21 protein-coding genes and 2 tRNA genes are annotated in these 24,776 nt (G+C 68.6%); 7 read left to right on the forward strand and 16 right to left on the reverse strand.

All coding sequences use genetic code 11. The features are described 5' to 3' along the window. Positions 1 to 2: 2 nt before the first annotated feature. From KOI35_RS07805 to KOI35_RS07825, 5 genes are all read right to left on the reverse strand, one after another. Positions 3 to 989 (reverse strand): metal ABC transporter substrate-binding protein, encoded by a 987-nt coding sequence (locus KOI35_RS07805; protein WP_308120843.1) that lies wholly within the window; start codon positions 987 to 989, stop codon positions 3 to 5. A gap of 67 nt (positions 990 to 1,056) precedes the next feature. After that, positions 1,057 to 1,764 (reverse strand): class I SAM-dependent methyltransferase, encoded by a 708-nt coding sequence (locus KOI35_RS07810; RefSeq protein WP_215785340.1) that lies wholly within the window; start codon positions 1,762 to 1,764, stop codon positions 1,057 to 1,059. A gap of 68 nt (positions 1,765 to 1,832) precedes the next feature. Continuing rightward, positions 1,833 to 2,990: an aminotransferase class V-fold PLP-dependent enzyme gene (locus tag KOI35_RS07815; RefSeq protein ID WP_215785341.1), complete on the reverse strand. Its 1,158-nt coding sequence runs from the start codon at positions 2,988 to 2,990 to the stop codon at positions 1,833 to 1,835. Continuing rightward, positions 2,990 to 4,297 carry a pyridoxal-phosphate dependent enzyme gene (locus KOI35_RS07820; protein WP_215785342.1) on the reverse strand — a complete coding sequence of 436 codons (1,308 nt, stop codon included), beginning with the start codon at positions 4,295 to 4,297 and terminating at the stop codon, positions 2,990 to 2,992. The genes KOI35_RS07815 and KOI35_RS07820 overlap by 1 nt, the downstream gene beginning before the upstream one ends. Next, entirely contained in the window at positions 4,294 to 5,685 is a 1,392-nt protein-coding gene (locus KOI35_RS07825; protein WP_215785343.1) for a type III PLP-dependent enzyme domain-containing protein, read from the reverse strand. Before KOI35_RS07825 ends, KOI35_RS07820 begins: the two co-directional genes overlap by 4 nt. A gap of 202 nt (positions 5,686 to 5,887) precedes the next feature. On the opposite strand from KOI35_RS07825, the gene KOI35_RS07830 reads away from it, so the two are divergent. Both KOI35_RS07830 and KOI35_RS07835 read left to right on the forward strand, forming a co-directional pair. Beyond that, a complete protein-coding gene (locus tag KOI35_RS07830; protein WP_215785344.1) occupies positions 5,888 to 6,976 on the forward strand; it encodes a YibE/F family protein in 1,089 nt (362 codons plus the stop codon). A gap of 29 nt (positions 6,977 to 7,005) precedes the next feature. Beyond that, positions 7,006 to 8,052 (forward strand): glycerophosphodiester phosphodiesterase family protein, encoded by a 1,047-nt coding sequence (locus KOI35_RS07835; RefSeq protein ID WP_215785345.1) that lies wholly within the window; start codon positions 7,006 to 7,008, stop codon positions 8,050 to 8,052. Positions 8,053 to 8,121: 69 nt separating this feature from the next. Here KOI35_RS07835 and KOI35_RS07840 read toward each other — a convergent pair whose 3' ends face one another. The 6 genes from KOI35_RS07840 to efeU form a co-directional block, all read right to left on the reverse strand. Continuing rightward, complete coding sequence (locus KOI35_RS07840) at positions 8,122 to 12,894, reverse strand: ExeM/NucH family extracellular endonuclease (protein WP_215785346.1); 4,773 nt, start codon at positions 12,892 to 12,894, stop codon at positions 8,122 to 8,124. A gap of 217 nt (positions 12,895 to 13,111) precedes the next feature. After that, positions 13,112 to 14,683: a DHA2 family efflux MFS transporter permease subunit gene (locus tag KOI35_RS07845; RefSeq protein WP_308120844.1), complete on the reverse strand. Its 1,572-nt coding sequence runs from the start codon at positions 14,681 to 14,683 to the stop codon at positions 13,112 to 13,114. A gap of 150 nt (positions 14,684 to 14,833) precedes the next feature. Beyond that, positions 14,834 to 15,223 carry a BlaI/MecI/CopY family transcriptional regulator gene (locus KOI35_RS07850; protein WP_308120845.1) on the reverse strand — a complete coding sequence of 130 codons (390 nt, stop codon included), beginning with the start codon at positions 15,221 to 15,223 and terminating at the stop codon, positions 14,834 to 14,836. A 29-nt stretch (positions 15,224 to 15,252) separates the two neighbouring features. Then, positions 15,253 to 16,491, reverse strand: coding sequence for an iron uptake transporter deferrochelatase/peroxidase subunit (gene efeB, locus KOI35_RS07855; protein ID WP_215785348.1), 1,239 nt, complete (start codon positions 16,489 to 16,491; stop codon positions 15,253 to 15,255). Between the two features lie 9 nt (positions 16,492 to 16,500). Continuing rightward, complete coding sequence (gene efeO / locus KOI35_RS07860; protein ID WP_215785349.1) at positions 16,501 to 17,637, reverse strand: iron uptake system protein EfeO; 1,137 nt, start codon at positions 17,635 to 17,637, stop codon at positions 16,501 to 16,503. Positions 17,638 to 17,645: 8 nt separating this feature from the next. Beyond that, entirely contained in the window at positions 17,646 to 18,479 is an 834-nt protein-coding gene (gene efeU, locus KOI35_RS07865; protein WP_215785350.1) for an iron uptake transporter permease EfeU, read from the reverse strand. Positions 18,480 to 18,695: 216 nt separating this feature from the next. Between efeU and KOI35_RS07870 the strand changes: the two genes are divergently transcribed. After that, a complete protein-coding gene (locus KOI35_RS07870; RefSeq protein WP_215785351.1) occupies positions 18,696 to 20,255 on the forward strand; it encodes a glucuronyl esterase domain-containing protein in 1,560 nt (519 codons plus the stop codon). 244 nt (positions 20,256 to 20,499) lie between these two features. Here KOI35_RS07870 and KOI35_RS07875 read toward each other — a convergent pair. Together KOI35_RS07875 and KOI35_RS07880 are read right to left on the reverse strand one after the other, a co-directional pair. Beyond that, positions 20,500 to 20,574: transfer RNA gene (locus KOI35_RS07875), tRNA-Glu, on the reverse strand. Between the two features lie 11 nt (positions 20,575 to 20,585). After that, positions 20,586 to 20,658 (reverse strand) — tRNA-Glu (locus tag KOI35_RS07880). 188 nt (positions 20,659 to 20,846) lie between these two features. On the opposite strand from KOI35_RS07880, the gene KOI35_RS07885 reads away from it, so the two are divergent. After that, the gene (locus tag KOI35_RS07885) at positions 20,847 to 21,467 is read left to right on the forward strand and encodes a TMEM175 family protein (RefSeq protein ID WP_215785352.1); all 621 of its coding nucleotides are present in this window, start codon (positions 20,847 to 20,849) and stop codon (positions 21,465 to 21,467) included. Here KOI35_RS07885 and KOI35_RS07890 read toward each other — a convergent pair. Together KOI35_RS07890 and KOI35_RS07895 are read right to left on the reverse strand one after the other, a co-directional pair. Next, positions 21,464 to 21,685, reverse strand: coding sequence for a hypothetical protein (locus KOI35_RS07890; RefSeq protein ID WP_215785353.1), 222 nt, complete (start codon positions 21,683 to 21,685; stop codon positions 21,464 to 21,466). The two genes, KOI35_RS07885 and KOI35_RS07890, sit on opposite strands and share 4 nt — an antisense overlap. A gap of 1 nt (position 21,686) precedes the next feature. Continuing rightward, entirely contained in the window at positions 21,687 to 21,992 is a 306-nt protein-coding gene (locus tag KOI35_RS07895) for a hypothetical protein (protein ID WP_215785354.1), read from the reverse strand. On the opposite strand from KOI35_RS07895, the gene KOI35_RS07900 reads away from it, so the two are divergent. From KOI35_RS07900 to KOI35_RS07910, 3 genes are all read left to right on the forward strand, one after another. Further along, on the forward strand, positions 21,985 to 22,575 hold the full coding sequence (locus tag KOI35_RS07900) for a CHAT domain-containing protein (RefSeq protein ID WP_215785355.1): 591 nt from the start codon (positions 21,985 to 21,987) through the stop codon (positions 22,573 to 22,575). The two genes, KOI35_RS07895 and KOI35_RS07900, sit on opposite strands and share 8 nt — an antisense overlap. Before the next feature lie 146 nt (positions 22,576 to 22,721). Continuing rightward, complete coding sequence (locus KOI35_RS07905; protein ID WP_215785356.1) at positions 22,722 to 23,351, forward strand: DUF4232 domain-containing protein; 630 nt, start codon at positions 22,722 to 22,724, stop codon at positions 23,349 to 23,351. 101 nt (positions 23,352 to 23,452) lie between these two features. Beyond that, a complete protein-coding gene (locus KOI35_RS07910) occupies positions 23,453 to 23,902 on the forward strand; it encodes a PepSY domain-containing protein (protein ID WP_215785357.1) in 450 nt (149 codons plus the stop codon). A 6-nt stretch (positions 23,903 to 23,908) separates the two neighbouring features. Here KOI35_RS07910 and KOI35_RS07915 read toward each other — a convergent pair whose 3' ends face one another. Next, entirely contained in the window at positions 23,909 to 24,763 is an 855-nt protein-coding gene (locus KOI35_RS07915) for an oxidoreductase (RefSeq protein ID WP_215785358.1), read from the reverse strand. Positions 24,764 to 24,776 lie beyond the last annotated feature (13 nt).

Consider the following 24,776-nt stretch of genomic DNA (forward strand, 5'->3'; position numbering starts at 1 on the left):
GGTCAGCCCGCGAGCGCGTTGACGATGACCTCGGTGTTGTGGGCCTCGGCGCCCAGGTAGGTGCCCTCGGGCGTGCCGGGCGCACCCAGGCTGTCACCGAAGAGCGCGTCCTCGCCGCCGATCACCTTGACCCCGGCCTGCTGGGCGATGGCCTCGGCCGACTTCGGCGGCAGCGAGCTCTCGGTGAAGATCGCCTTGGTTCCGGTTGCTTTGATCTTCGCGACCAGGTCGCTGAGCTGCTTGGCGCTGAGCTCGGCCGAGGTGTCCAGGCTGGGGATCACCGAGCCGACGAACTCCAGCTGGTAACGGTCGACGTAGTAGCCGAACGCGTCGTGGTTGGTGACCAGCTTGCGGTCGCCCGCGGGCAGCTTGGCGAAGGCGGCCTCGTTGTCCGAGTCCAGCTTGTCGATCTTCGCGGTGTAGTCGGCGGCGTTCTTGGTGAACGTCGCGGCCTTCCCGCTGTCGGCCGACGCGAGCGCCTTCTCGATGTTGGCCACCATGATCTTGGCGTTGCGGGGGTCGTGCCAGATGTGCGGGTCGTGCTCGTCGGCTTCTTCGCCGGCGTGCGCTTCCTCTTCGGCGCCGTGCTCGTGGCCGCCCTCGTGCAGGGTGACGCCCTGGCTCGAGTCGACGACGGCACCGTTGAAGCCGGCCGACTCGATCGTCTGGTCGAGCCACGACTCGAGGCCGACGCCGTTCTTGACGACGACCTTGGCCTCGCCGATCGCCTTGATGTCGGCAGGCGTCGGCTCGTAGTCGTGCGGGTCGACGTTGGGCTTGATGATCTGTGTGACCGCGACGTCGTTCCCGCCGACGTTGCGCACGAAGTCCGCCACCTCGGGCGTGGTCGCCACGACGGCCAATTTCGTCGCGGCATCGTTACTGCCCGCGGCGTCGGCCCCGCCACCACCGCAGGCCGCCACGCTCGCCAGCAGCACCGCCGCGCCTGCCATTCCCAGCCATTTCACGTCTACCACTCCGTTCCTCACGAAGCGAAACGGTATTCGTTTTCAACAAGAATTGTCTAATTGCAAGAGCCGAATATCCGCACGTCAGCTAGCGGAGGGCGGCCAGAGCGGCGTGGCGGCCGTCGCGCCAGATGAGGCCGGCCTCGCGGAAACCGGCCGACCGGGCGGCGGCGATGTGCCAGGCGACCGAGCCGGCGAAGTTGGCCGCCGGGCGGCTGCCGAAGACCTCCTCGCGATCGTCCATGAGCTGCGTGAACTCGTCGGCGGCGGCCATCTCGCCCCACCATTGGGCCCACGCCAGTTCGGCCGCGGCCTCGCCGGGGGCCGGATTGAGAGCGCTCATCACTGAAGGCAGGCCCTCGTCGGGCATCAGGTCGGCCACGACCAGCAGGCCGCCGGGCGCGAGGGCCTGGTGGCAGCGGCGATACAGCGTCCGGATGCGTTCCGGGCGCAGGTAGTGCACCGTCATCACGGCGGTGACGAGATCGGCTTCGGGCAGCGGATCGAACGAACCGAGGTCGGCCTCCAGCACGGACACCTCGGTCGGCACGGCGGAACGGGCCAGCGCCAGCAGCACCGGGTCCAGGTCGATCATGGTGACCGTGGCGGTGGGCCAGCGTTCCGCCATGCGTTCGGCCATCACGCCGGGGCCGCCGCCGAGGTCGAGAATTCGCCGGGGCTCGCCCGCCGCGTGGGCGATCGCGGCCTCGAGCAGGGATAGGCCGGGTACGAAACCGGTCATCACCTCGTCCCACGAGGCGCGCCAGCGGGCCGAGTCGAGTGCGATCGACGACATGCGGGCCATCCTGTCACAACGAACGGAAACGACAACCATTTCTAACAGGATGAGGACCCACGAAGGGGTCAGTCCAGCGAGGTCAGCACGGCCAGCAGACGATCCACCTCCTGCGGCGTGTTGTAGACGTGCAGGCTCACCCGTACGGAGGAAGTCTCCTCGCCGCCCGACCCCTGGCAGTGGCCGTCGGCCCGGACCAGCAACCCGTCCGAGGCGAGGATGAAACCGAGGTCGTTGGAGCCGATCTCACGATGCCGGAACGTCACGATCCCGTGCCGTCGCTGCACCGTCGAACCGGCCTCCAGGCTGCTCTGACAGCCGAGCACCTCGTAGCTGCGCAGTCCGGCCAGCCCGGACGTGAGGCGGGCACCGAGCGAGACCACGTACGCGGAAATCCTCTCCAGACCGACCGACGACAGCCAGTCCATCGCCGCGTGCAGGCTGACGATCCCGGCCGTGTTGGGCGAGCCGCTCCACCCGCCCGGCGTGAAGACCGGCCCGCGCCGATTGGCCGCCCAGACCGCGCCGATGCCCGGCAACGCCATCGCCTTGTGGCCCGAGAAGACCACGAAGTCGACGTCGAGGCCGGTCACCGAGATCGGCATGTGGCCGAAGCTCTGGGCCGCGTCGAGGCAGATCGGGATGTCCGGGCCGGCCGCCGCGCGCAGCCGCGCCACGTTCATGTCGTTGCCGTAGACGTGGTGCACGTGGGTGGCGGCGATCAGCCTGGTACGCGGCCCGATCGGTAACCGCGCCACGTCGTAGTCGTGTGCCGAGTCGTACGGCATCGGCCGCACCACGACGCGAATGCCCTGCCGCCGCAGTTGTTCCACCGCCTCCAGCCACGGCACGACGTTCGCGTTGTGGTCGGCGAAGGGCACGACGATCTCGTCGCCGTCCGACAGCATGGGCACCAGCCAGTCGAGGGCGATGGCGCGCAGGCCCTCGGTGGTACCGCTGACGAAGTACACGTCCGATTTGTCCGGTGCGCCGAGAAAGCTCTTCACTGCGGCCCGGGCCGAAGCAATCCGGGCCGTAGTCCGGTTCGCCCACGGATAGGTGCCCCGCGCGGCGTTGGCGTTCTCGCTGGTCAGATAGGCCATCACGGCGTCCAGCACGGCCTGCGGCTTCTGCGCGGTGGCGGCGCTGTCCAGATAGGCGACGCCCGGGTTGGCCATCAGCATCGGGAACTGGGAGCGCCAGCTCGTCTCCACGGTCAGCGTCATCAGTCACGCACCAGCCGGCCGCCCGCGTCCCGCCACGCGATGATCCCGCCGGCGAGCGACTTCACGGCGGGGTGGCCCATCCGGGTGAGCAGCGCCGCATAGCGGGCCGACTTCTCGCCGACCGGGCACACCAGCAGCACCGGCTGGCGGCGGCCGAACGGCAGTCCACCATGGAGCATCTCGGCGAACAGCTCGTCGACGATGTTGATCGAGCCGTCGAGGTGCAGCGCCTGAAACGCGTGCGGGTTGCGCAGGTCGACGATCAGGCCGGGCCAGCGCGACGCCTCCTCGACGTCGATCGCCGGCGCCGTGTCCACCTCGTCGGCCGTCAGCGACCGTACATCGAAGCGCCGGGGTGGCCGCCCGAACAGCGCGGGTCGCCGCTCGCGGAGATAGCTGAGGTAGCTCTCGACGCGGTCGCACACGATGAAGACGGCGGTCTTACGGGTGGTCAGGGTGGCGTCGAGCGCGCGGAGATGGCGTACGGCACCCTGGAATGCTCCTCCCCCGGTCGGACCGGCCGGCGTGCCGCACCGCCGCACCAGGGTCAGCAGCCCGTCGATCGCGTCGTCCGAGCTGATCGTCTCGATCGTGTCGTAGACGTCGGGGTCGAACAGGCCGACCTCGTGCACCTCGTCGATCGTGCGGATACCCGGGATGAAGTCGCTCTTGGCGGCGACCAGACCGATCACCCGTACGTCGGCATCGTGCTGGCGCAACGCGCGGGCGACCCCGGTCGACGAGCCGGCCGTGCCCACGCAGGCGATGAAGTAGTCGGGAGCGCGGCCGTCCAGGTCCTTGACGATCTCGGGCCCGGTGCCGTGCAGATGGGCCTCGACGTTGCGCTCGTTGAAGTACTGGTCGGTGTGCACATAGCCGCTGCCGTGCGCGCTGAGCGTGCGGTGCATGCGCGAGAGCGGGTCTTCGGTGTCGGTCGGGTCGAGGCATTCGGCCTGACCGGGCAGCTCGTCGATCTCCGCCCCGAGCAGCAGCAGGAGATCTTTGACCTCGGGCACCTTCATCCGGTTGGTCACGCTCTTGAACGGCAGGCCGTACATCCCGGCGATCATCGCGAGGGCCTTGGCCGTGTTGCCGCTGGAGAGCTCGACCACGGTGTCACCGCGTTCGCGGGCGCCGGTCAGCAGCGGGCGGATCATCTGCAGGGCCGCGCGGTCCTTGAGCGAGCCGAACGGGTTGAGCAGCTCCATCTTGGCGTACAGGTCGATGTTGACCAGGCCGTGCACGTCCGCGTCGATGCGGACCAGCGGGGTGTTGCCGATCGCCTCGGTCATGTCGTCGAATCTCATGAAGCACCTCCGTGGACGGGCCAGTACTGGTCGTCGAGGCACCAGGTCCACCGGTTCGCACGCCGGGAGACCGCGACCGTACGGGCGATCGACTGGTGCAGGGCCCGGGTGGCGCTGAAGTCCATGAAGTAGCCGGCCGTGTTGACGAAGGCGAGCAGGTCACCGGGCCGGGGCCGGGCGGGTAGCGTCACCTTGCGGCGGGTGATCAGATCGGACTCCAGGCAGAGGTTGCCGAGCAGGAAGACCTCGGTCGGGTCCTCCCGGCGATCCCCGACCAGCACCGGATCCATCAGCACGCCGTGTTCCTCGAGGCTCACGTCGCCGGCGTTGATGTCGAGCCGCACGATCTCACCGTCGGCCGACACCACCCGGGCCAGCACCAGGCCGGCCTGATCGAGCAGCGCCCGCCCCGGCTCGATGTCGAGGTCGATCATGCTGTCGAGCAGCAGCTCGCCGAGCGGCCGGCGCTGTTCGGGCGCGGGCGTGGCCAGCAGCTGGTCGAGATATCCGGGACCGGAGACCGGCCGATAGGCGGGGTAGAGCCCGAGCGCCCCGCGCAGGGTTCCCGCCTCGTTGCGCAGCCCGTAGCCGTGGTCGTTCCACGTCATCGGGGCCCGCCGGCCGAGCACGGCCTGACCGAGCTCGGTGGTGTAGCGCTCCCATTCGGCACCGTCGGCCAGATAGTTGACGCCGAACCCGCCGCCGATGTCGATCGACCACACCGGCAGTCCGCGGCGACGGCATTCGTCGATCGCGGCCAGGCAGCCCTCGAGCGCGACCGCCTTCTCGGGCGGGCCGATCGTGTCCAGGTGGTAGGCGATGCCGGCGATTTCCTCGCACCGGTCGAGGGCCTCGTCCAAGCGGTCGAACGGAATCCCGAAGCGACTGCGGCGACTGATCGTCTGGACGCCGGTGGAGGTGAATCCGGAGAGGCGCAGCAGGACCCTGGCCCCACTCTTTTGCAGAAGAAGCAACTCGTCCAGCGAATCGACGCTGATCAGGACGCCGGTGCGCACGGCCAGCCCGAGGAAGTCGCGGTTCTTGGGCCCGGTGGCGACGATGCGATCCGGGGTGAAGCCGGCACCGAGGGCGTGCTGCAGTTCCCCGAGCGAGGCGACGTCGACGCCGGCCTCGGTCGTGGCCAGTTCGCGCAACAACGCGGAAGAACGGTTCGCCTTGTGCGCGAAATAGACGTGACCGCGCAGGTGATGACGGCGATAGACGGCCCGGAACGCTTCCACATTGGCCGCTAGAGCACCGGGCAGGACGATGTTCAGGGGCGAGCCGAGTCCGTCGGCCAACTGGTGCAGGAGCTCGGTCTCGTCGAGAACGGATTGGAGGGACGGTTCGATTCTGGGGGTCAGCGTAAGGGGACGTGAATCGGTCACAGGACGACTCCCCGGATGGCCGTTTTACCAGGTCAATGGGGGCTGCTTTCCTTAACGTAACCGATGTCCGGACACGCGCCAAGAGTTTTCCCGGAGTCCTATTTGTCAATACTCTTGTCGTTGATTCGGCAACCGTCTAACTGTCGTCAACTACGAATATGTGCATTCATTCATGCTTTCCGAGTCGGACTAACCTGCCTCCATGAATCGGCGCACCCGCCTTATCGTCACCGCCGTGCTGGTCCCGGCCGCCGTGGCGACTCTGATCGCGATGCTGGTGATGTGGCCCGGGCGGGTCGAACTGAGCAACACCGACCCCGGCGGCGAGCGGGTCAAGGGCACGGTCACCGCCGTCACCACGCAGAAAGCCACCGTACGCGTCGACAACGGCCCGGAAACCACAGTGGATCTTCCTCAGGGTCCGGGCGCGATCAAGGTCGCTCCGGGCGACGACATCGTGCTGCTCTACTTCCCCGGCGCGGTGCCCGGCGGGTCCGACTACACGATCGTCGACCACCAGCGCGGCGGACCGCTGATCTGGATGCTGGCCCTGACCGTGGCCGTCATCCTGGTCTTCGGGCGGTGGCGCGGACTCACCTCGCTGGTCGGCCTGGCCATCAGCTTCGGCGTCCTGCTGTTCTTCATCATCCCGGCGATCCTCGACGGCTCCCCACCACTGCTGGTCGCGGTGGTCGGCTCGTCGGCCATCATGTTCGCCGCGCTCTACCTCACCCACGGCGTCGACGTGCACACCTCGGTCGCGGTTGCCGGCACGCTGGCCAGCCTGATCGTCACCGGCGTGCTCGGCGTCGCGTTCACCGCCACCCTGCACCTGACCGGCATCGCCAACGACGACGACTCGTTCCTCGCGGTCACGCAGGGCAGCATCGACATGCGCGGCCTGCTGCTGGCCGGCATCATCATCGGCGCGCTCGGCGTCCTCGACGACGTCACGGTCACCCAGGCGACCACGGTGGCCGAGCTGGCGCAGACCGGCGGCCACACGCGCTGGAGTCTCTACCGGGCCGCCATCCGCATCGGCCGGGCGCACGTCGCATCGGCCGTCAACACCATCGTTCTCGCGTACGCCGGTGCCTCGCTCCCGCTCCTGCTGCTGATCGCGGCCGGCCCGCAGCCCGTGGGCGACCTGCTGACCAGCGAGTTCCTCGGCCAGGAGATCCTGCGCAGCGCGGTCGGCACGATCGGGTTGGTCGCCTCGGTGCCGATCACGACCGCGCTCGCCACCCTGGTGGCCGAGATTCCGGCCCCTGGCCGCCATCGGTTCATATAGATGCCTTCCGATCGTTGGACGCTGCATGAATGCATATCCCTCTTGTGGCCCTCCTGGCGGCCGGCGTTCTCACCGCGCCCACCCCGGCCCCGGCCTTCGACCTTCAGGCGCATCGCGGCGGCCTCGGACTGCGCGTCGAGAGCACACTCGCCTCGTTCGGCAACGCGCTGCGGATCGGCGTGAGCACGCTCGAGCTCGACGTGCAGATCACCGAGGACGGGCGCGCCGTGGTCACGCACGACCGGCAGGTCTCGGCGGCCAAGTGCACCGACACCGGGCCGATCAAGAGCGGAGACCCCGATTTCCCGTACGTCGGCAAGTACGTCAACACGCTCACGCTGGCCCAGGTGCGCACGCTCGACTGTGGTTCCAAGACGTTGCCCGACATGCCGGAGCAGGTGGCCGCGGCGGGCGCCCGCATGCCGCTCCTGAGCGAGGTCTTCGCCCTGGTCAAGCGCTACCGGGCACACGGCGTGAAGCTCAACGTGGAAACGAAGGTCGAGGCCGGCGCCCCGGCCGAGACCGCGCCGCGCGAGCAGTTCGTGCGGGTGACCGCGGCCGAGATCCGCCGGGCCGGGATGCTGCGCCAGGTCACCATCCAGAGCTTCGACTGGGGTTCACTCATGCTCATGCGGCGGGTCGAACCGCGGCTGCCGCTGGTCGCCCTGACCAACTACGACTTCCTGCAGACCGGGCAGCCGGGTAGATCGCCGTGGCTGGGCGGTCTCGACATCGACGACTTCGGCGGCGACCCGATCCGGGCGATCAAGTCGTTCGGCGCCGCTGCGTTCTCGCCCGTGCACGGCTTCCCGCAGAACGGCAAGGTCACCGATCCCGGCTACCGGCCTTATGTCACCCGCGCGATGGTCGAGCACGCGCACGCGTACGGGATCAAGGTGATCCCGTGGACCGTGGACGACGTGCCGACCATGGCCAAGCTGCTCGACGACGGCGTCGACGGCCTGATCACCGACTACCCGGACCGGCTGCGGACGCTGCTCGCCGCACGTGGATACCGGCTGCCCAAGGCGTACACAGCGCCCCGCGACCACCGCTCCTTGGCTTTCGTGGTCTGAGCGGCCTGCCCGCGTACGGGAAAGCCCCCGCCTCCCACACCGGGAGACGGGGGCTTTCTCGTGTGGCGACTAGCGGGTGACGTTCACCGAGTAGACCTGCTTGGCCGAGGAGTTACCGGCCTTGTCGGTCGCCCAGTAGGTCACCTTCAGGGCGCCCTTCTCGACGCCCTTGATGCCGATGCTCCACGTTCCGAAGAACAGCGTCGGCGTGTCGGTCAGCACCTTGGCCTTGGCCGCCGCGTCCGACTGGGACGACGCCTTGGTCCAGCGGGCGCCGTCGAAGTAGTACCACTTGCCCGACCGCTCCTGGATCAGCGTGGCCGAGACCTTGTCCACGCCCACGCCGGAGTCGCTGGTCAGACCGGACAGCGAGCGCCACGAGGACGACGAGGCCGGGTTGTACGGGGCGACGAAGCGCACGCTCGGGGCGTACGTGTCGGCCGTGACCTTGACCGAGCCGACCTTGACCGCCGTGCCCGCACCGGCCGCGTTGTACGGCGTGACCGTCACCGGGAAGGTGCCGGCCTTGGTGTAGGTGTGCGCGATCAGCGAACCGTTGGCCGACATGCTCGCCGTGGCGCCGTCACCCCAGGTGACGACCAGCTTCGACGCGCCGTCGAAGCGGCTGACGGCGAGGACCGTGAACTGCCCGGCCCAGATCGACTGCGGGGCCAGCAGGGACACGCCCTTCGGCTGCGCCGTGACCTTGACGACCGCGGTGCCCTGGATGGTGGCCGCGGCCTTGTTGCCCGCCTCGTCGGTCAGCTGCACCGAGACGGTGTAGTTGCCGGCCTTGGCGTAGGTGTGGGTCAGGCTTTCCGAGGTGGTGCCGTCGCCCCAGGTGACGACCTTCTTGATCTTGTCGGCGGCGCTGACGTCGTCGGCCAGGGCGACCTGGGTCAGCGTCACCTCCTGGCCCGCCCAGAGTGCGGTGGCGCCCACCTTGAAGGTGCCGGTCGGCGGAGTGGTGTCGGCCGGGGTGGCCGTGCCCGGGGTGCTGCGCGGCGCGGGGTCAGCGGTGATCGGGGTGTTCGCGGCGAAGTAGTTGACCAGCATGGTCAGGTCGTTGTCGCCGGTGGTGATCCGGTTCGTGCCCAGGCCGAGCGTGGTGAAGTTGTCTCCACCGGCGGCCAGGAACGAGTTCGACGTGACCCGGTAGGTTCCGGTCGGCGAGAGCACGGTGCCGTTCAGCTTGAGGGTCGAAGCGATGATCTTCGAGCCCCGCGGCTGGCTGACGTCGTACGAGTAGGTGAGCCCCTTCGACGAACCGAGGTGCAGCACCGGGCGGGACGCGCCCTCCGGCTGCCACTGCTCCTCGAGCACCTGCTTGATCTGCGCACCGGTCAGCGTCTGGGTGACCACGTCGTTGGCGAACGGCTGCACGGCGAACGCGTTGGCGTAGGTGACCGTGCCGTCGGTGCCGAAGAGCAGGTCGTTGCGCAGACCACCCGGGTTCATGAAGGCGATCTGGGCGCCGCCACGGCCGGCCGCGCTGGTCTGGTCGAGCTGCACGTCGGCGATGAAGTTACCCAGCACCGACTCGGCGCCACGGTCCTCGGCACCGGCGGCGCTGTAGGCCCGCTTGATGTCCGCCGTGATCTTGCCGAGCGGCTGCTTGCCGAGCTCGTCCGCCGTCACCTTGGCCTTGGCCACGATGTCGGCGACCGCCGCGTCGGACGGGGCGCCGGTGACGTTGAGCAGCTCGGCCGTCGACGCCGTGACCGTCTTGGTGGCCGGGTCGACCGTGAGCACGGCCTTGCCCAGGCGCAGACCGTAGTCCTCGGCCTGGATCACCGGGCGCGTGCGGTCGGTGCCGGGGACCGGAACCTGGAACGCGTACGGCTGGTGGGTGTGCCCGCTGAAGATGGCGTCGATGTCGGCGCTCACCCGGGTGAAGTCGCCGAAGACCGGGTCGGCCTGCAGCGCCGCCGCCGAGCTGATGTTCTCGGTCGCCGCGCCCTCGTGGGCCAGCAGCACGAGCACGTCCGCCTCACCGTTGGCCTCGTTGCCGTCGGAGAGCTGGGTGGCCAGGGTGTTGGCCTCGGCCACCGGGTCGCGGAACTCGACGCCGGCGATGCCGTCCGGGCTGACCAGCGACGCGGTCTGCTCGGTGACGACACCGATGTAGCCGACCTTGATCCCGCCCAGGGTCTGCACGCTGTAGCCGGGCAGGACCCGCTCGCCGTCCTTGTAGACGTTGGCGGCCAGGTAGGGGAAGTCGGCCCGGTCCTCGACGCGACCCTGCAGGTCGGCCAGGCCCTTGTCGAACTCGTGGTTGCCGACCGCCGAGACGGCCAGCTTGCCGGAGTTCAGCACGTCGAGCGTCGGGTTGTCGTTGTCGATCGCCGAGATGAAGGTGGAGGCGCCGATGTTGTCACCGGCCGAGATCCACGCCGTGTTCGGGTTGGCCTTGCGCAGCTCATTGACCATGCCGACCAGCTGGGCGGCGCCACCGTTGCCGGCGGACGGCTGCTCGAGGCGGCCGTGGAAGTCGTTGATGCTGAGCAGCTGCAGGTCGACCGGGCCGCTGGCCTTGGTCTTCAGGCCGACCACGACCGGGTCGTGGTCGCTGGCCCGGTACGGGTCGGCGTTGTAGAACGGCGCGTAACCGTCGTACTCGTAAGCGAACGACTCGACCGAGTTGATGTTCCAGACGTCGACGCCGGTCACCTTGGACGCGAGCGAAGCGCTGGCCAGGGCGTGGTCGAGCGAACCGGACTCGCCGCCGAAGACGTACGAAGCCTGGTCGGCGTTCGCGACGTTCTTGTAGCCGGCGTCGGCCAGGACCTGGATCGGGTCTTCCTGGCTGTACGCGTTGAAGTCGCCCAAGAGGAGCACGTCGTCGGTGCCGAGCGACTTGACGAAGGTGGCCAGCGCGGCGGCCTGCCGCTTGCGGTCCCCGTTGTACGCGCCCTGCCCGTCCCCGGTGTCCACGTTGTCACCGCTCGGCGGCGTCGACGCGCTCTTGGACTTGAGGTGGTTGGCGACCACGGTGAAGGTGGCCGACCCGGCGGTGAAGGTCTGCGCGATCGGCTCGCGGGCGTTCGACCACACCGTCTCGTCGTTGACCGAGCGCGAGGCGCCCTTGGGGGTCACCGCGGCCGGCTTGAAGATGATCGCCGCCGTGATGAAGTCCTGCTGCTCAGCGCCCGGCAGGTCGGCCGGCGAGCGAACGTAGTCCCACGTCCCCGCACCATCGGCCGCGTTGAGCGCACCCACCAGGGTCTTCAGCGCCAACTGCGGGTCGTTGTCCTCGAAGCGGACCGAGTTCTCGATCTCCATGAGGGCGACGACATCAGCGTCCAGCGCGCTGATCGCCGAAACGATCTTCGCCTGCTGCTTGGCCAGCGCGGCCGCGTCGGTCGCGCCGCGGGCCTCGCCACCGAAGTGGACGAAGTAGTTGAGCACGTTGAAGCTGGCCACCCGGACGTCGCCGCCGACGTTGGCCGGAGCCGCCGTACGCGGGTTGCTGTCCTTGAACGTGGTCTGCAGGTTCGCCGAGTCGGTCGGCTGCAGGCGCCACTCGCTGAAGCCGAAGCTCAGCACGCTCGGGCCGAACTTCTCGACGGCGTCGCCGACCCGGATCGGGTTGTCCTTGGTCAGGTACGCCGGCGGGAGCCCCGCGGTGGCGAGGTTGGTGGTCTTGCCGTCGTCGACCAGGATCCGGCGGGCCTTGTTGTCCGCCTTGAGGGCGGCGGCCTCGGCCGAACCGGGGCGGGCCTTGTCGGTCGGGATCGGGGCGGCCTCGTTGCCGGCGGCCAGGATGATCTCGCCGTACCGGTTGGTGTTGTAGACGTCCGAGACCGTGTACGCGCCGACCGGCGCGACCAGCATCGACTCGACCGACTCGCGGGCGGCGTCGTCCAGCGGCAGGCTCAGAGCCACCGGGGCGGGCAGCGCCACACCGGACGCGCAGACCGCGGTGTCGGCCTTGGCCGCCGTGGTGATCTGGGTCAGGCCGTTGAACTCGGTGGCCGTGCCGGTGACACGCACCTGGTCGCCGACGGCGATCGCGGGGGCGTTGGCGGCGTTGGTGCCGAAGTAGACGAAGATGCCGTCCGAGGCGGTGGTGGCGTTGACCGGGCGGTCGCCGCCGGAGCCCTTGGTCTGCACGTAGAAGCCGTTGTAGCCGCCGGTGCGCTCGTCGGCCGTGACGACACCCTCGACGGTGACCTTGGTGCCGGTCAGCGGGGTGCTCGCGCCGGCCCCCTGCACCTGGGCGATCGTGTGGGTGACGGCGGTGTCGCAGGATCCGGCGGGCGGCTCCTCCGGAGGCGTCGTGCCCCCGTTGATCGCCCCGAACGACGAGGCGGCCGGGCCGGTCCATGTGCCGTCGATCTTCTGCAGCGACTGGCCGACCGGCGTCGAGGCGGTCTCGGCGACGCCGATGTCGGTGGCGGCCAGGCCGTTGGCCGGCCCGCCGACCCCGGTCATGCCGCCCTCGTAGCTGAGGAACTCGGCGACCGAGCCGTCCGGCTTGACCAGGGCCACGCCGTCGGGCGAGCCGTTCTGGATGCCGTCGGTCGGGTAGTTCTGCACCACCACGCCCGCCGCCGGGACAGCGCCGCTGAGGGTCGCGGTGTTGTACGGCGCTCCGCCGTTGCCGTTGTAGAGGACGATCGACCAGCCGGTCAGGTCGGTCCCGGCCGGGGCCTGGATCTCGATCGCCTCACCGGTGTCGGCACCGGCGTTGTCGTAGTGGATCTCACTGATGAACGGGTCGCCCGGCTCGGCGGCCACGGCCGGTCCGGCCAGGCTGACGCCGATCGCGGTGGCGAGCGCGGCCGCGCCGATCGCTCGTAGCGACGCTGCGGATGGGCCGCCGCGCAAATATCGATGCATGGAAGATTTTCCTCCGGAAGCAGGTGATCCGGGGGAGATTATGGAACGAGCATGACCAGCGATTCTCTTTCCGGTAACGGTTAAGCATCGCCCCAGGTGAATGGCGGGTGATCGAGGATTTCTCGCGTTTCTTTGTCCGCCTTTGTAACAGCCGGAACGGCACAACGCCCCGGCCCACTCGAGGAGTGGACCGGGGCGTCGCGAAATTGCCCGGAAATCAGTGCATCAAAATGGGCGTTTCCACCGCGGGCTCGCCGGGCGCGCCACCCGTCGCCGGCTTCCGCCGCTTGGGCAGGAACGCGATCGGGATGAACGTCGCCACGACCAGTGCGAAGCCGACCCAGAACGTCGTCGCGAACGAGTCCGCGGCGAACTGCAGACCACGCTGCAGAATGTCGGGCGGGATCGGCAGCTGAGCCCCGTGGTTGACCGCGATGGCGGCCTGAGCCTCGGTCAGCGGCTCACCGGTCTGCGGGTTGGCCGCCCCGGGGATGACCGCCGAGCCGTTGAGCCGGCTGGTCAGGATGACCGACATGATCGCGGTGCCGATCGAGCCACCGATCTGCTGCAGGATGTTGACCAGCGTGGAGCCGCGGGCCACCTCGACCGGCTGCAGTGTCCGCAGCGCCGACGTCATGATCGGCATCATCGTGCCGCCCATGCCGAGACCCATGACGAACAGCGAGCCGCAGAGGAACACGTACGACGTGTCGGTGCCGACCTGGGTGAACCCGAAGAACCCGGCCGCGATCAGCACCATCGCGAACGGCACGGTCCGCCCGACCGGGATCTTGTCGGCCAGCATGCCGGCGATCGGCATGGTCAGCACCGCACCGATGCCCTGCGGCGCCATCAGCAGGCCGGCGTCGAGCGTCGACTCACCCCGGATCTGCAGGAAGTAGCTCGGGAAGAGCAGGCCGGCACCCATGAACGCGATCACGAAGACGAACAGCGAGAGGCTGGCCACGCTCAGGTTGCGGTTCTTGAGCAGCCGCAGGTCGAGCAGCGGGTGCTTCGGCTTGAACGAGTAGAAGACGAAGCCGATCACCAGCACGGCACCGATCAGCATGGTCACCCACACCTTGGTCGCCGTGATAGTGCCCGTCTCGGGCAGCGACGAGACGCCGAACAAGAACAGGGCCAGACCCGGCGAGAGCATCAGCATGCCCACGAAGTCGAACGACTCCGACGGGTGCGCCTCGTCCTTGGGCAGCGCGAACTGCGCGTAGACGAGGGCGATGATGCCGATCGGCAGGTTGATCAGGAACACCCAGTGCCAGCTCGCGGCCTCGATCAGCCAGCCGCCCAGGATCGGGCCGCCGATCGGGCCGAGCAGCATCGGAACGCCGAGCACGGCCATCAGCCGGCCGATCCGCTCCGGACCGGCGGCCCGGGTCATGATCGTCATACCGATCGGCATCAGCATGCCGCCGCCGAGGCCCTGCAGGACCCGGTAGGCGACCAGCTGCTCGATCGAGCCCGCGGTGGCGCAGAGCACCGAACCGGCGGTGAACAGCAGCAGGGCCAGCATGTAGAGCCGCTTGGTGCCGAACCGGTCGGCGGCCCAGCCGCTCAGCGGGATCACCGTGGCCAGGGCCAGGGTGTATCCGGTCATGGTCCAGGCGACCTGGGCGTACGTCGCGTTGAACTCGGTCTGGAAGGTCGGCAGGGCGACGCTGACGACGGTGATGTCGAGAATCGACATGATCGCGCCGAGTACGACGACTCCGGCGATCTTGAGAACCGCGGCGTCCAGCTTGCCCGGAGGCGCGGCGGCTTGGTCGGTCACGAAAGAACTCCCCCAGCTTGGTGGGCCTTCGCAGAAGGCCGGCGCGCATCTGACACCCCCGCGCGCACAGAGATATTCATGCTGCCACCGATCTGCTGCCAACAGCATCCAGTTATCAGCAAGGCCACAGGAAGACCGGGTCACTCGCCTTCACTCGTCGGAGGAGTCCTCTTGCAGAAGTTCACGCAGAAGACGTTCGTCGTCCGGGTGCAGAGTGGAGACAAAGCGCCGCAAAACGGTCGCCCGGTCGGGTTCCACCGCCATCAACCGGCTCATTCGATCGGCGACGAGGCCGGCCGGGGCGCTCAATGCGCCGTACCGGAAGGCCCGTCCGTCCCGCTGCCGAGCCACCGCACCCTTCTCGAACAGCCTAGTGAGAGTGGTCACAACTGTGCTGTAAGAGAGCGATCCGTCCGGTTCGAGAAGATCGCGCACCTCACCGGGAGTGAGTGAGCCCGGAGTCGCGTCGAGGACCGTCATGATCTCGGTCTCGAGCTGTCCGGGCCGACGCCGCCCGCCCCCGGTCGGTGGTGTGGTCACGCGCAGACCCTATCGATCGACCCTGTGGGTTAGCCGAACAGCGAGCGACCCCAGTAGTCGTCGGCCGCGGCCAGCCCCGGCGGGCAGGCGAACAGGCCGCTGGAGACGTGCCGGATGTACTCGTTCATCTGATCCAGCCGAGCCAGCTTGGTCTGCACCGGCACGAACTGCTTGTGCGGATCCCGCTGGTACGAGATGAAGAACAGCCCCGCGTTGAGCCGGCCCAGCCCGTCCGAGCCGTCCACGAAGTTGTAGCCGCGGCGCAGCATCCGGACGCCGTTGTTCTCGGTCGGATGGGCCAGACGGACGTGCGCATCCTGGGCGATCAACGGTTCGCCGTCGTCCCCCTCGACCGCGAAGTCGGGCTCGTCGAACTCGGCCTTGCTGCTCAGCGGGGCGCCCTCGCCCTTGTCCCGCCCGACGATCGTCTCCTGCTCGAGCAGCGAGGTGCGGTCCCACGTCTCGATCAGCATCCGGATCTTGCGGGTCACCATGTACGAGCCGCCGGCCATCCAGTCCGGCCCGTCGCCCGCGTGCACCCACAGGTGCTCGTCGAGCAGCGTGGCCTCCTCGGCCTTGAGGTTGGCGGTGCCGTCCTTGAAGCCGAACAGGTTGCGCGGGGTGGCCTGCGAGGTCGACGTGGACGACGTACGCCCGAACCCGAGCTGAGACCACCGGACGCTCACCACGCCCATGCCGATGCGCGCGAGGTTGCGTACGGCATGAACCGCGACCTGGGGGTCGTTGGCGCACGCCTGGATGCAGAGATCGCCGCCCGAGATGCCCGGGTCGAGGGTGTCGCCCGGGAACTTGGGCAGATCGGCCAGCGCGGCCGGCTTCTTGGCCCGCAGCCCGAAGCGGGAGTCGAACAGGCTCGGGCCGAAACCGATGGTGATGGTGAGGTCGGCCGCGGGCAGGCCGAGCGCCTCGCCGGTGTCCTCGGGCGGGGCCTCGGGCACGCCGCCGACCGCACCGAGTGCGCCGGCCTCCTTGCCCGCGGTCATCCGGGCGGCCGCCGCCGTCCACGACTGCAGCATGTCGATCAGGGCATCGCGATCCTTGGTGATCACGTCGAACGCGACGAAGTGCAGCCGGTCCTGGGCCGGGGTGATGATGCCGGCCTGCCGCTCACCGTAAAACTCGATCCGATCAGGCGCCGGCGCCGCGGGCGCGACCGGATCGTCGGCCATGCGCCAGGCGACCGTACCGGCCGTCGCAGCTCCTACTACGCCCGCTCCGGCCAGCCCGATCACCTTGCGTCGTTTCATGCTGCGTCCTTACTTACCTGCGACCAGCGCGGCGACCTTGCTGATCGGCTCGGAGAGCGCGTTGATCTCGTCGCTCAGCACCTTGAGGTCGGCCTCGCTGAGCGTGTTGTGCAGCGCCCAGCCGTCGCCCTGCCGGTGCTTCTCGAGCGCCGCCTCGACCGACGCGAACCGCTCGTCGAGGGTCTTGGCCAGCGCCGCGTCCTTCTCCTCGATCGCCGGGCGGAGCGCCGCGATCGCGGCCTGCGAACCCTCGACGTTGGCCGCGAAGTCCCACAGGTCGGTGTGCGAGAAGGTGTCCTCCTCGCCGGTGATCTTGCCGCTGGCCACCTCGTCGAGCAGGCCCTTGGAGCCGTTGGCGAGCTGCACCGGCGAGAGCGTCACGGTCTCCGACTTGTCGACGATCGTCTGCACGTCGACCAGCAGCTGGTCGGCGGTCGGGCCCGACTTGCTGACGTCCTTGCTGACCCAGAGGTCCTTCTCGAGCTTGTGGAAGCCGGTCCACTTCTCGCCCGGCGCCAGGTCGGCCTCACGCGCGTCGATCTTGGGGTCGAGGTCACCGAAGCTCTCGGCCACCGGCTCGATCCGCTCCCAGTAGGTGCGGGCGATCGGGAACAGCCCCTTGGCCTTCTCGATGTCGCCCGCCTTGACCGCGTTCACAAAGGCGGTGGTCTGCTCGATCAGCGCACCGGTCTGGCTCTTGACGTAGCGCTGGTAGTCCTTGGTCGCCTGGGCCAGCTTGGCGTCCTCGGTCAGCGCCGGGGCCGAACCCGAGACCGTGAACGCGTTCCGGATGCCCTTGCCGATCATGCCGGGCTTGCAGGCCGTCTCGTACGTGCCCGCGGCCAGCTCGACGATCAACTCGCGGGACAGGCTGGGCGCGATGTTCTCGACCTCGCCCATGACCCGGTCACCGGCCGCGTAGACGTAGAACTCGGTGACCTTGTTGCCCTTGTTGGTGATCGCGAACGTGACGGTGCCGGCGTCCGACTCGGCGGCGGCCACCTTGCACTCGGTGTCCGAGGCGTCGACGGTGATCTTGCCGCTGGCGCCGGAGGCCGTGCCGGCTTCATCGTTGCCGCCACACGCGGCGAGCGGGACAGTCGCCGCGGCGGCCGCGACGATGGCGAGCAAACGGGGGGTGCGCATGGATCTCCTCAAGAGGACTTGACGGGTTCGGGCGCCGGCTTGCTGGTGCGGGCCGGCCAGAGGAAGAGCACAAGAACGGGGATCCCGTACGCGAGCCACGCGATCGTCTCGAACACGGTGGGCGCGGGCGTGAAATTGACCATGCCGCGCAGCAGTTCGGCGTACCAGGTGTCGGGCGGCCAGCTCGCGCTGATGTCGTACGCGAGGTTGTTGAGCCCGGGCAGCACGCCGGCCTCCTGGAAGTCGTGCACGGCGTACTTGAGAATGCCCGCGGCGACCAGCACCAGCAGCGCGCCGGTCCAGGTGAAGAACTTGGTCAGGTTGATCCGGACGGCGCTCAGGTAGAGCAGCCAGCCCAACACCACGGCGGTCAGCATGCCGAGGGTGATGCCGATGATCGGACGGGCGCTGTCGGCCGCGCCCTGGGCGGCGGCGTAGAACAGGATCGAGGTCTCGAGCCCTTCGCGAACGACGGCCAGGAAGGCGACGCCGACGATGGCGAGCGGGCCGACCTGGATCGCGTCCTCCATGCGGCCGCGCAGTTCCTTGCCCATCTGGCGGGCCATCCGCCGCATCCAGAAGATCATCCAGGTCACGAAGGTGACCGCCACCAGCGAGGCGATGGCCTCGAAGAGTTCCTGGTGGGTGAACGAGAGCTGGGCGATGCCGAACTGGAGCAGCGCGGCGAATCCGATCGACAGGGCGGCGGCCACGAACACGCCCGCCCAGACCCACTTGAGCAGCGGCTTGCGGTCGGACTTGACGAGGAACGCGACGAGGATGGAGACCACCAACGTGATCTCCAGCCCTTCCCGGAGCCCGATCAGGTAGATGGCCGTCATCGAGATCTCCTAGGTAAGCCAAACCTAACTACGCTGAGGCTTACCTTCTTTTATTCGCTTGTAGAAGTCAACTCACGCCCCTCCGGCCCCTACTCGGCCGAGAGTTTCGGTCACGAATCCCCGGAAGTTTCCGAGAAGTTATTGACACTTTTCGATACCGAGTCGGAGACTGCCACTGGGAGCGCTCCCAATCCCCGCTCGTCCGGAGGAGCTCTGATGACCCGTCCCCCGATCCGCACGGCGATCGTGACGCTGCTGGCCTGCGTCACGGTGGCCGCCGCCCTTCCCGCCCAAGCGGCCGTAGGTGTCGAGGACGAAGGCGCCAACTGCGCCGTCCCCGCCCTGCCCGACACCGGCGCACTGCCCACCAACGCCAAACTCCCCGACCCGTTCAGGAAGATCGACGGCACCCGCATCAGCACCCGCGCCGAGTGGACCTGCCGGCGCGAGGAGATCAAACGGCTGTCCGAGAAGTTCGTCTACGGCGAGAAACCGGCCAAACCCCAGTCGGTCACCGGCACCGTGTCCAGCTCGTCGATCACCGTGAACGTCAGCCACCAGGGCCGCAGCTCGAGCTTCACGGCCCGGGTCGAGCTCCCCAGCGGCACCGGACCGTTCCCCGCGGTCGTCGTGCTGGGCGGGTTCGGTGCCGACACCGCGTCGATCAAGGCGGCCGGTGCGGCTGTGATCAACTACGACCCGTACGCGGTCGGGAAGGAAGGCACCGGCCGCACCAACAAACAGGGCGCGTTCTACAGCATCTACGGCGCGACCAGCCCGACCGGACTCCTGATGGCCTGGTCGTGGGGCGTGAGCCGGATCATCGACGTGCTCGAGCAGTCCGGCGGCAGCATCCTGCGGGCCGACGCCACCGGAGTGACCGGTTGCTCCCGGTTCGGCAAGGGCGCCTTCGTGATCGGCGCGTTCGACCAGCGGATCGCGCTCACCATGCCGATCGAGTCGGGCACCGCGGGCGCACCGATCTTCCGCGGCGTTCCGGGCGAAGGCGCGCAGAGCCTTTCCTCCGCGTACGGGGAACAGCCGTGGCTCGGTGACGCGTTCGGCTCGTTCACGGGTAGTCCGCAGCGGCTTCCCGTGGACACCCACCAGATCGCGGCCATGGTCGCTCCGCGGGGACTGTTCATCATGGACAACCCGCACATCGCCAACCTCGGGCCGCGGTCGGCCAGTGTGGCCGCGCTCGGGGCGGCGGAGGTCTACAAGGCGCTCGGGGCGGGCGACAACATCTCGTACTGGTCGGACGTCTCGGACGGCACACACTGCGCCAACCGGGCCGAGTGGCGGACGCCGCTGCAGCAGAACATCCGCAAACACCTGCTCAGGACCGGTTCCGACCCCGGCGTGATCCGCATCGCGAGCAAGGCCCAGGGCCGGCTCGCCGACTGGGCCGACTGGACGACCCCCGTCCTGGGCTCTTCGTCCACGCCGCCGCCTTCTCCTACTACTCCCCCGCCTACTACTGCTCCCCCGCCGCCTGTTGGTGGGTGCTCGGCGACCGCTTCGGTCAACGCCTGGACCGGTGGTTTCGTCGCCACGATCCGCGTCTCGGCCGCCACCGCCGTCAATGGCTGGACCGTCGGCCTGACCCTTCCCGCCGGAACCGCCGTCACCAATACCTGGAATGCCAACCGAACCGGCACCACATTTACCAACGTCACCTTCAACGGCCAGATCCCGGCCGGCGGATACGTCGAGTTCGGTTTCCAGGGCACGGGTTCGCCCGGTTCCCTGTCACCGACCTGTTCCGCGGCATGAAAAAGGGGCCCGGCGCATTGCCGGGCCCCCTTTGCTGCGCCCTGGGCGGGACTCGAACCCGCGTCCCCTAGTCGACGGTGAGGCAACTCGCTTCCCTGCCGGGGGATGAGGTTCCCTGTCCCGGGGTCTTCTACACCACAGGCCCGGTCCCGGTGCATCCGCAACTCTCCCGCCGTGACACCGCTTCAACGTTTTCGGCCGCTCTATCCTTCTGAGCTACCAGGGCATGCTCTATTCAGTTGAGCAGCGCGGACGGGATTCGAACCCGCAACGTGTCCCGGGTGAAAGCCGGGCGACTCTACCTTTCGTCCACCGCGCCGAGCACTTACGTAGGCCGTACGGGATTCGAACCCGTGATCTCCTGATCGAGAGTCAGGCGAGTTGACCGCTACTCCAACAGCCCGCTGATACTGCTTTTACCGCAAACAAAAAAGCCGCCCTTCCCGTACGGGGATAGGCGGCGACCACGCATCTCGAGTGGGCTAGCCGCCGCTGCCCTCAGAAGGCCGTTCCGTGTTCGTCATGCCCATCACGCTAGAAGATCGTCGCGGGCCCTCGCAACGCATTAACCGATCGCGCATACTGCCCTGCGTGACCGACCCCCGCGAGGAGACCAGCTCGGAACGGCTCGTCTTCTTCACCGACGCCGTCGCCGCGATCGCGATGACGCTGCTGATCCTGCCGCTCCTCGAGGTCATCACCGGCCTGTCCGAAGAGGAACACCCCACTCTCGGCGCCCTGGTGCAGGATCACGCGCTGGAGTTCGGGGCGTTCCTGCTGAGCTTCTGCGTCATCTTCCGGCTCTGGTGGGCCCACCACCGGATCTTCAAACACGTGTCGCTGATCCGCTCCCGCGTGGTGTTCCTGAGCGGTCTATGGACCCTGGCAATCGTCTTCCTGCCTATCCCGACCGCCCTCATCACCGCGTACAGCCCGTCGGCCGGCAGCGTGGCCCTCTACGGCGGCACGTTGGTGCTGGCGAGCGGTTCCCTCACGCTTCTTTCCCTGTACGCCCACCGCCACCCCGAACTCAGCGAGGGCCGCACCCCGGTCCCGGCCGAGGTGGTGCTGGGCAATGTGGCCGCCTTCATCCTCCAGCTGGTCGCCACCCTGATCGGCTCGGTCTTCGCCCACTCGATCAACTACTCGGCGTTCCTCCTGATGTTCCTGAGCCCGCTGCTCGAGCGAGTCCTGCGTCCCCGCATCCGCTAGCGGCTTCTCCGCCGCCCGGCCGCCTCCCGGATCAGCCACCGGATCAGGCGCACCGGCAGGGCGAACAGCCATCCGAGGAGCCGCCGGTAGTAACCCCACAGCGCATTGCCGAGCCCCGGCATGACCCGGCGCAGGAGCAGCAGCAGAATCGCCACGACCAGCAGCGTCGAGACCACGTCGACAACGAGCCCGGCGGCCGCATCGGTGAGCGCTCGCACGTCAGCCCCCGTAGACGATCTTGTCGCCGTCGATCACGTCGCCGTCGATCTTGTCGCCGAACACGATGTCTCCTCGCACCTCGACGCGGAACTCCAGGGCCGGGTTGTTGATCGCCGCCGCGACCTGTGCCGACAGGTTCCAGATCACGTCGCGGTCGTCGCTGACCAGGGCCGCGTTGGTCACACCGGCGGTGACCTTCAGCGCGTACAGGTCGGGCGTGGCGACCCGCCGCACCACCTGAAACGTCTGAAATCCGATCGTGGCGAGTACACCGACCACGTAGGCCACCCCGACCCACGTGGGCACCGCGCGGCCGGCACACCCGAGCACCAGCAGCCCGACCCAGCGCACCTTCGACGACCGGACGACAACCCACGCCCAGCGGCTGCCGTCGCTCCGGCTGGACGAGGAGAACCGGGCGATCAACCAGGCCATCGCCGGGGCCGGGGCGAGCGATCGGCTCGAGGTGCGTGTCGCCACCGCCCTGCGCCTGGGTGATCTGCCTGAGCAACTGCTGCACCATCGCCCGACGATCGTGCACTTCTCCGGCCATGCCGACGCGCGCAGCGGCCTCATGATGACCGATGCCGCGGGCCGGTCCCATCCCGTACCGCCGGAAGCACTGCACGATCTCTTCCGGATCCTGCGCCGCGGCATCGAGTGTGTCGTGCTGAACGCCTGCTACACCGAGCCCCAGGCGACGGCGATCGCCCGGCACGTGCCCTGCGTCGTCGGTATGAACGCCGCCTTCGACGACACGACGGCATCCAGTTCTCGGCCGGGTTCTATCAGGGCCTTGCGTACGGGCAATCGGTCCAGGTGGCGTTCGAACTGGCTCGCAACGGGCTCGACCTGCACCGCCGGCCCGGCCGGGACGTTCCGCGGTTGATCGCCCAGCCGGGAGCGGCCGATCGGGTGATCGTCGGGTGAACTCTCTCCCGGGTTCATGCCAGCCGGGCCGCGCGGACGCATGCTTTCGATCTTGTCGGGCAATGTGGAGAACACCGCATGAAGACCGACTAACCGGGAGCAATCATGAATAAGCGCACCTTCCGCGCCGCCGTCCTCGGTGTGACGGCCGTTGGGCTCACGCTCGGCACGCAGGCCTGCGCCAACAACACCGGAGACACGGCCGCCGTCCCCGCCGCGGCCACGACGACCACGCCGTCGTCGGCACCCGCGTCACCGTCACCCTCGTCGGTGCCGTCGCGTGAACCCGGAGCGCCCTGCACCAACGACGACCTGTCGGTGGAGATCACCCTGCAGCCCGACCGGAAGGACGGCGCGCAGCGGGGCCTGGTCGCGGTCACCAACAAGTCGGACTCGGACTGCGGGGTGAACGGTCGCGCGTCGATCTCGCTGCGCAACGCCGCCGACGAGGTCGTCGACGTGCCGACCAAAGAGGTGAACCAGCCCGGCAAGGCGATCCCGATCATGCTCAAGTCCGGCAGCAGCGCGTTCGAGGGCATCAAGTGGGTGCCGTGCGACAAGGGCGACGCGACCTGCGGCGCCGGCAACACGCTGTCGTTCAACCTGCAGGCCTCGACCGACGGCCCGCCCGCCAAGCTGATCGACTTCCCGGCCCCCGAGAAGAGCGCCATCACCATGAAGTCGCTCCAGGTCGGCACGCTCCAGCCGGCCACGCAGGGTGTCGTCGCCTGGTGATGTCCAGATTTGGGCCAGGACGTCCCCAGGTTTGATCCTGGCACCCGTCGTCCGGCGGCAACCTCGCGTACCTCAGCGCGGACAACGGAGAGGACGCGCTGATGAGCAGGTTGTTGCTGGGTGGCATCGCGACCGGGGTGGCCGGCATCGTCGTGGTCGCCGGAACCGTGATGGTCGCCGACCCGTTCGGTGCCCACCAGGCCGCCGACGACCAGGCCGTGGTGTTCGAACCCGACCGGCCCACGGCCAGCGCCCCGAGCACGCCGCCGGCCGCCACAAAGCCACCCGCCAAACCCACGCCGCCCGCGACAGCCGAGCCGCCCGCCGCGACAAAGCCGCCGGCCAAGGCGACGACGCCGCCCACGCGGGACATCGACGCGGCCGGTGCCGCCCGGATCGTCCGAGCCGAGTTCACCGGCGCGCGGGTCGTCGAGACCGAACGCGAGAACGACAGCTGGGAGCTGAAGTTCCTCCTGCGCGGCGTCGAGAACGAGATCCACGTCGACCCGGCCACCGGCCGCCTCTTCGACCACGAGATCGAAGACGACTGACCGGGGTCAGCCGACCGTCTCGAGGGTGTCGATCGCCTCCTGGTCGAGGGTCAGCGAGCCCGCGGCCAGGTTTTCCCGCAGGTGGGCGACCGATGACGTGCCGGGGATGAGCAGGATGTTCGGTGCCCGGTGGAGCAGCCACGCCAGCGCCACCGCCTTGGGGGTCGCGCCGAGCCGGGACGCCACCGAGTCGAGCGTGCCCGACTGCAGCGGAGTGAAGCCGCCCAGCGGCCAGAACGGAACGTACGAGATGTTCTGCTCACCGAGTGATGCGATCAGCTTCTCGTCACCACGGTGTGCGACGTTGTACCAGTTCTGCACCGTGACGATCGGGGCGATCGCCTGTGCCTCGGCGACCTGGTCGGCGTCGACCACGCTCAGGCCCAGGTGCTTGATCAGGCCCTCGCGCCGCAGGTCGGCCAGCGTCCCGAACTCCTCGGCGATCGAGCCGGGCACCACCGAGTGGCCGTCCGCGCCGCCGCCGACGCGCAGGTTCACCACGTCGAGTTCGTCTACGCCGAGGTTGCGCAGGTTGTCGTGTACCTGGGCCCGCAACTGCTCCGGGGCGCGGGCATGCAGCCAGGCGCCTTTGTCGTCGCGTACCGAGCCGACCTTCGTGACGATCAGGAGGCTTTCCGCGTACGGGAAAAGGGCTTCCTTGATGAGTTGATTGGTGATGTGCGGTCCGTAGAAATCGGCGGTGTCGATGTGGTTCACGCCCGCCTCGACCGCCGTGCGCAGGACCGCGAGCGCCTCGTCCCGGTCTCGCGGCGGGCCGAAAACACCTGGTCCGGCCAGTTGCATCGCGCCGTATCCCATGCGTTCGACCGTGATTCCGCCGGCCATCGTGAAAGTCGTCATGACCCCACTGTCG

The sequence above is a fragment of the Paractinoplanes bogorensis genome (genome assembly GCF_018829635.1).
Taxonomy (GTDB): domain Bacteria; phylum Actinomycetota; class Actinomycetes; order Mycobacteriales; family Micromonosporaceae; genus Actinoplanes; species Actinoplanes bogorensis.

Excerpts from the sequence above, each read along its gene's own strand:
- KOI35_RS07870 (WP_215785351.1), top strand. The coding sequence starts at position 18,696 with ATGACCCGTCCCCCGATCCGCACGGCGATCGTGACGCTGCTGGCCTGC.
- efeB (WP_215785348.1), bottom strand. The coding sequence starts at position 16,491 with ATGAAACGACGCAAGGTGATCGGGCTGGCCGGAGCGGGCGTAGTAGGA.
- KOI35_RS07810 (WP_215785340.1), bottom strand. The coding sequence starts at position 1,764 with ATGTCGTCGATCGCACTCGACTCGGCCCGCTGGCGCGCCTCGTGGGAC.
- KOI35_RS07905 (WP_215785356.1), top strand. The coding sequence starts at position 22,722 with ATGAATAAGCGCACCTTCCGCGCCGCCGTCCTCGGTGTGACGGCCGTT.
- KOI35_RS07820 (WP_215785342.1), bottom strand. The coding sequence starts at position 4,297 with ATGAGATTCGACGACATGACCGAGGCGATCGGCAACACCCCGCTGGTC.
- KOI35_RS07830 (WP_215785344.1), top strand. The coding sequence starts at position 5,888 with ATGAATCGGCGCACCCGCCTTATCGTCACCGCCGTGCTGGTCCCGGCC.
- KOI35_RS07915 (WP_215785358.1), bottom strand. The coding sequence starts at position 24,763 with ATGACGACTTTCACGATGGCCGGCGGAATCACGGTCGAACGCATGGGA.
- KOI35_RS07840 (WP_215785346.1), bottom strand. The coding sequence starts at position 12,894 with ATGCATCGATATTTGCGCGGCGGCCCATCCGCAGCGTCGCTACGAGCG.
- KOI35_RS07815 (WP_215785341.1), bottom strand. The coding sequence starts at position 2,990 with ATGACGCTGACCGTGGAGACGAGCTGGCGCTCCCAGTTCCCGATGCTG.
- KOI35_RS07910 (WP_215785357.1), top strand. The coding sequence starts at position 23,453 with ATGAGCAGGTTGTTGCTGGGTGGCATCGCGACCGGGGTGGCCGGCATC.
- KOI35_RS07835 (WP_215785345.1), top strand. The coding sequence starts at position 7,006 with ATGCATATCCCTCTTGTGGCCCTCCTGGCGGCCGGCGTTCTCACCGCG.
- efeO (WP_215785349.1), bottom strand. The coding sequence starts at position 17,637 with ATGCGCACCCCCCGTTTGCTCGCCATCGTCGCGGCCGCCGCGGCGACT.
- efeU (WP_215785350.1), bottom strand. The coding sequence starts at position 18,479 with ATGACGGCCATCTACCTGATCGGGCTCCGGGAAGGGCTGGAGATCACG.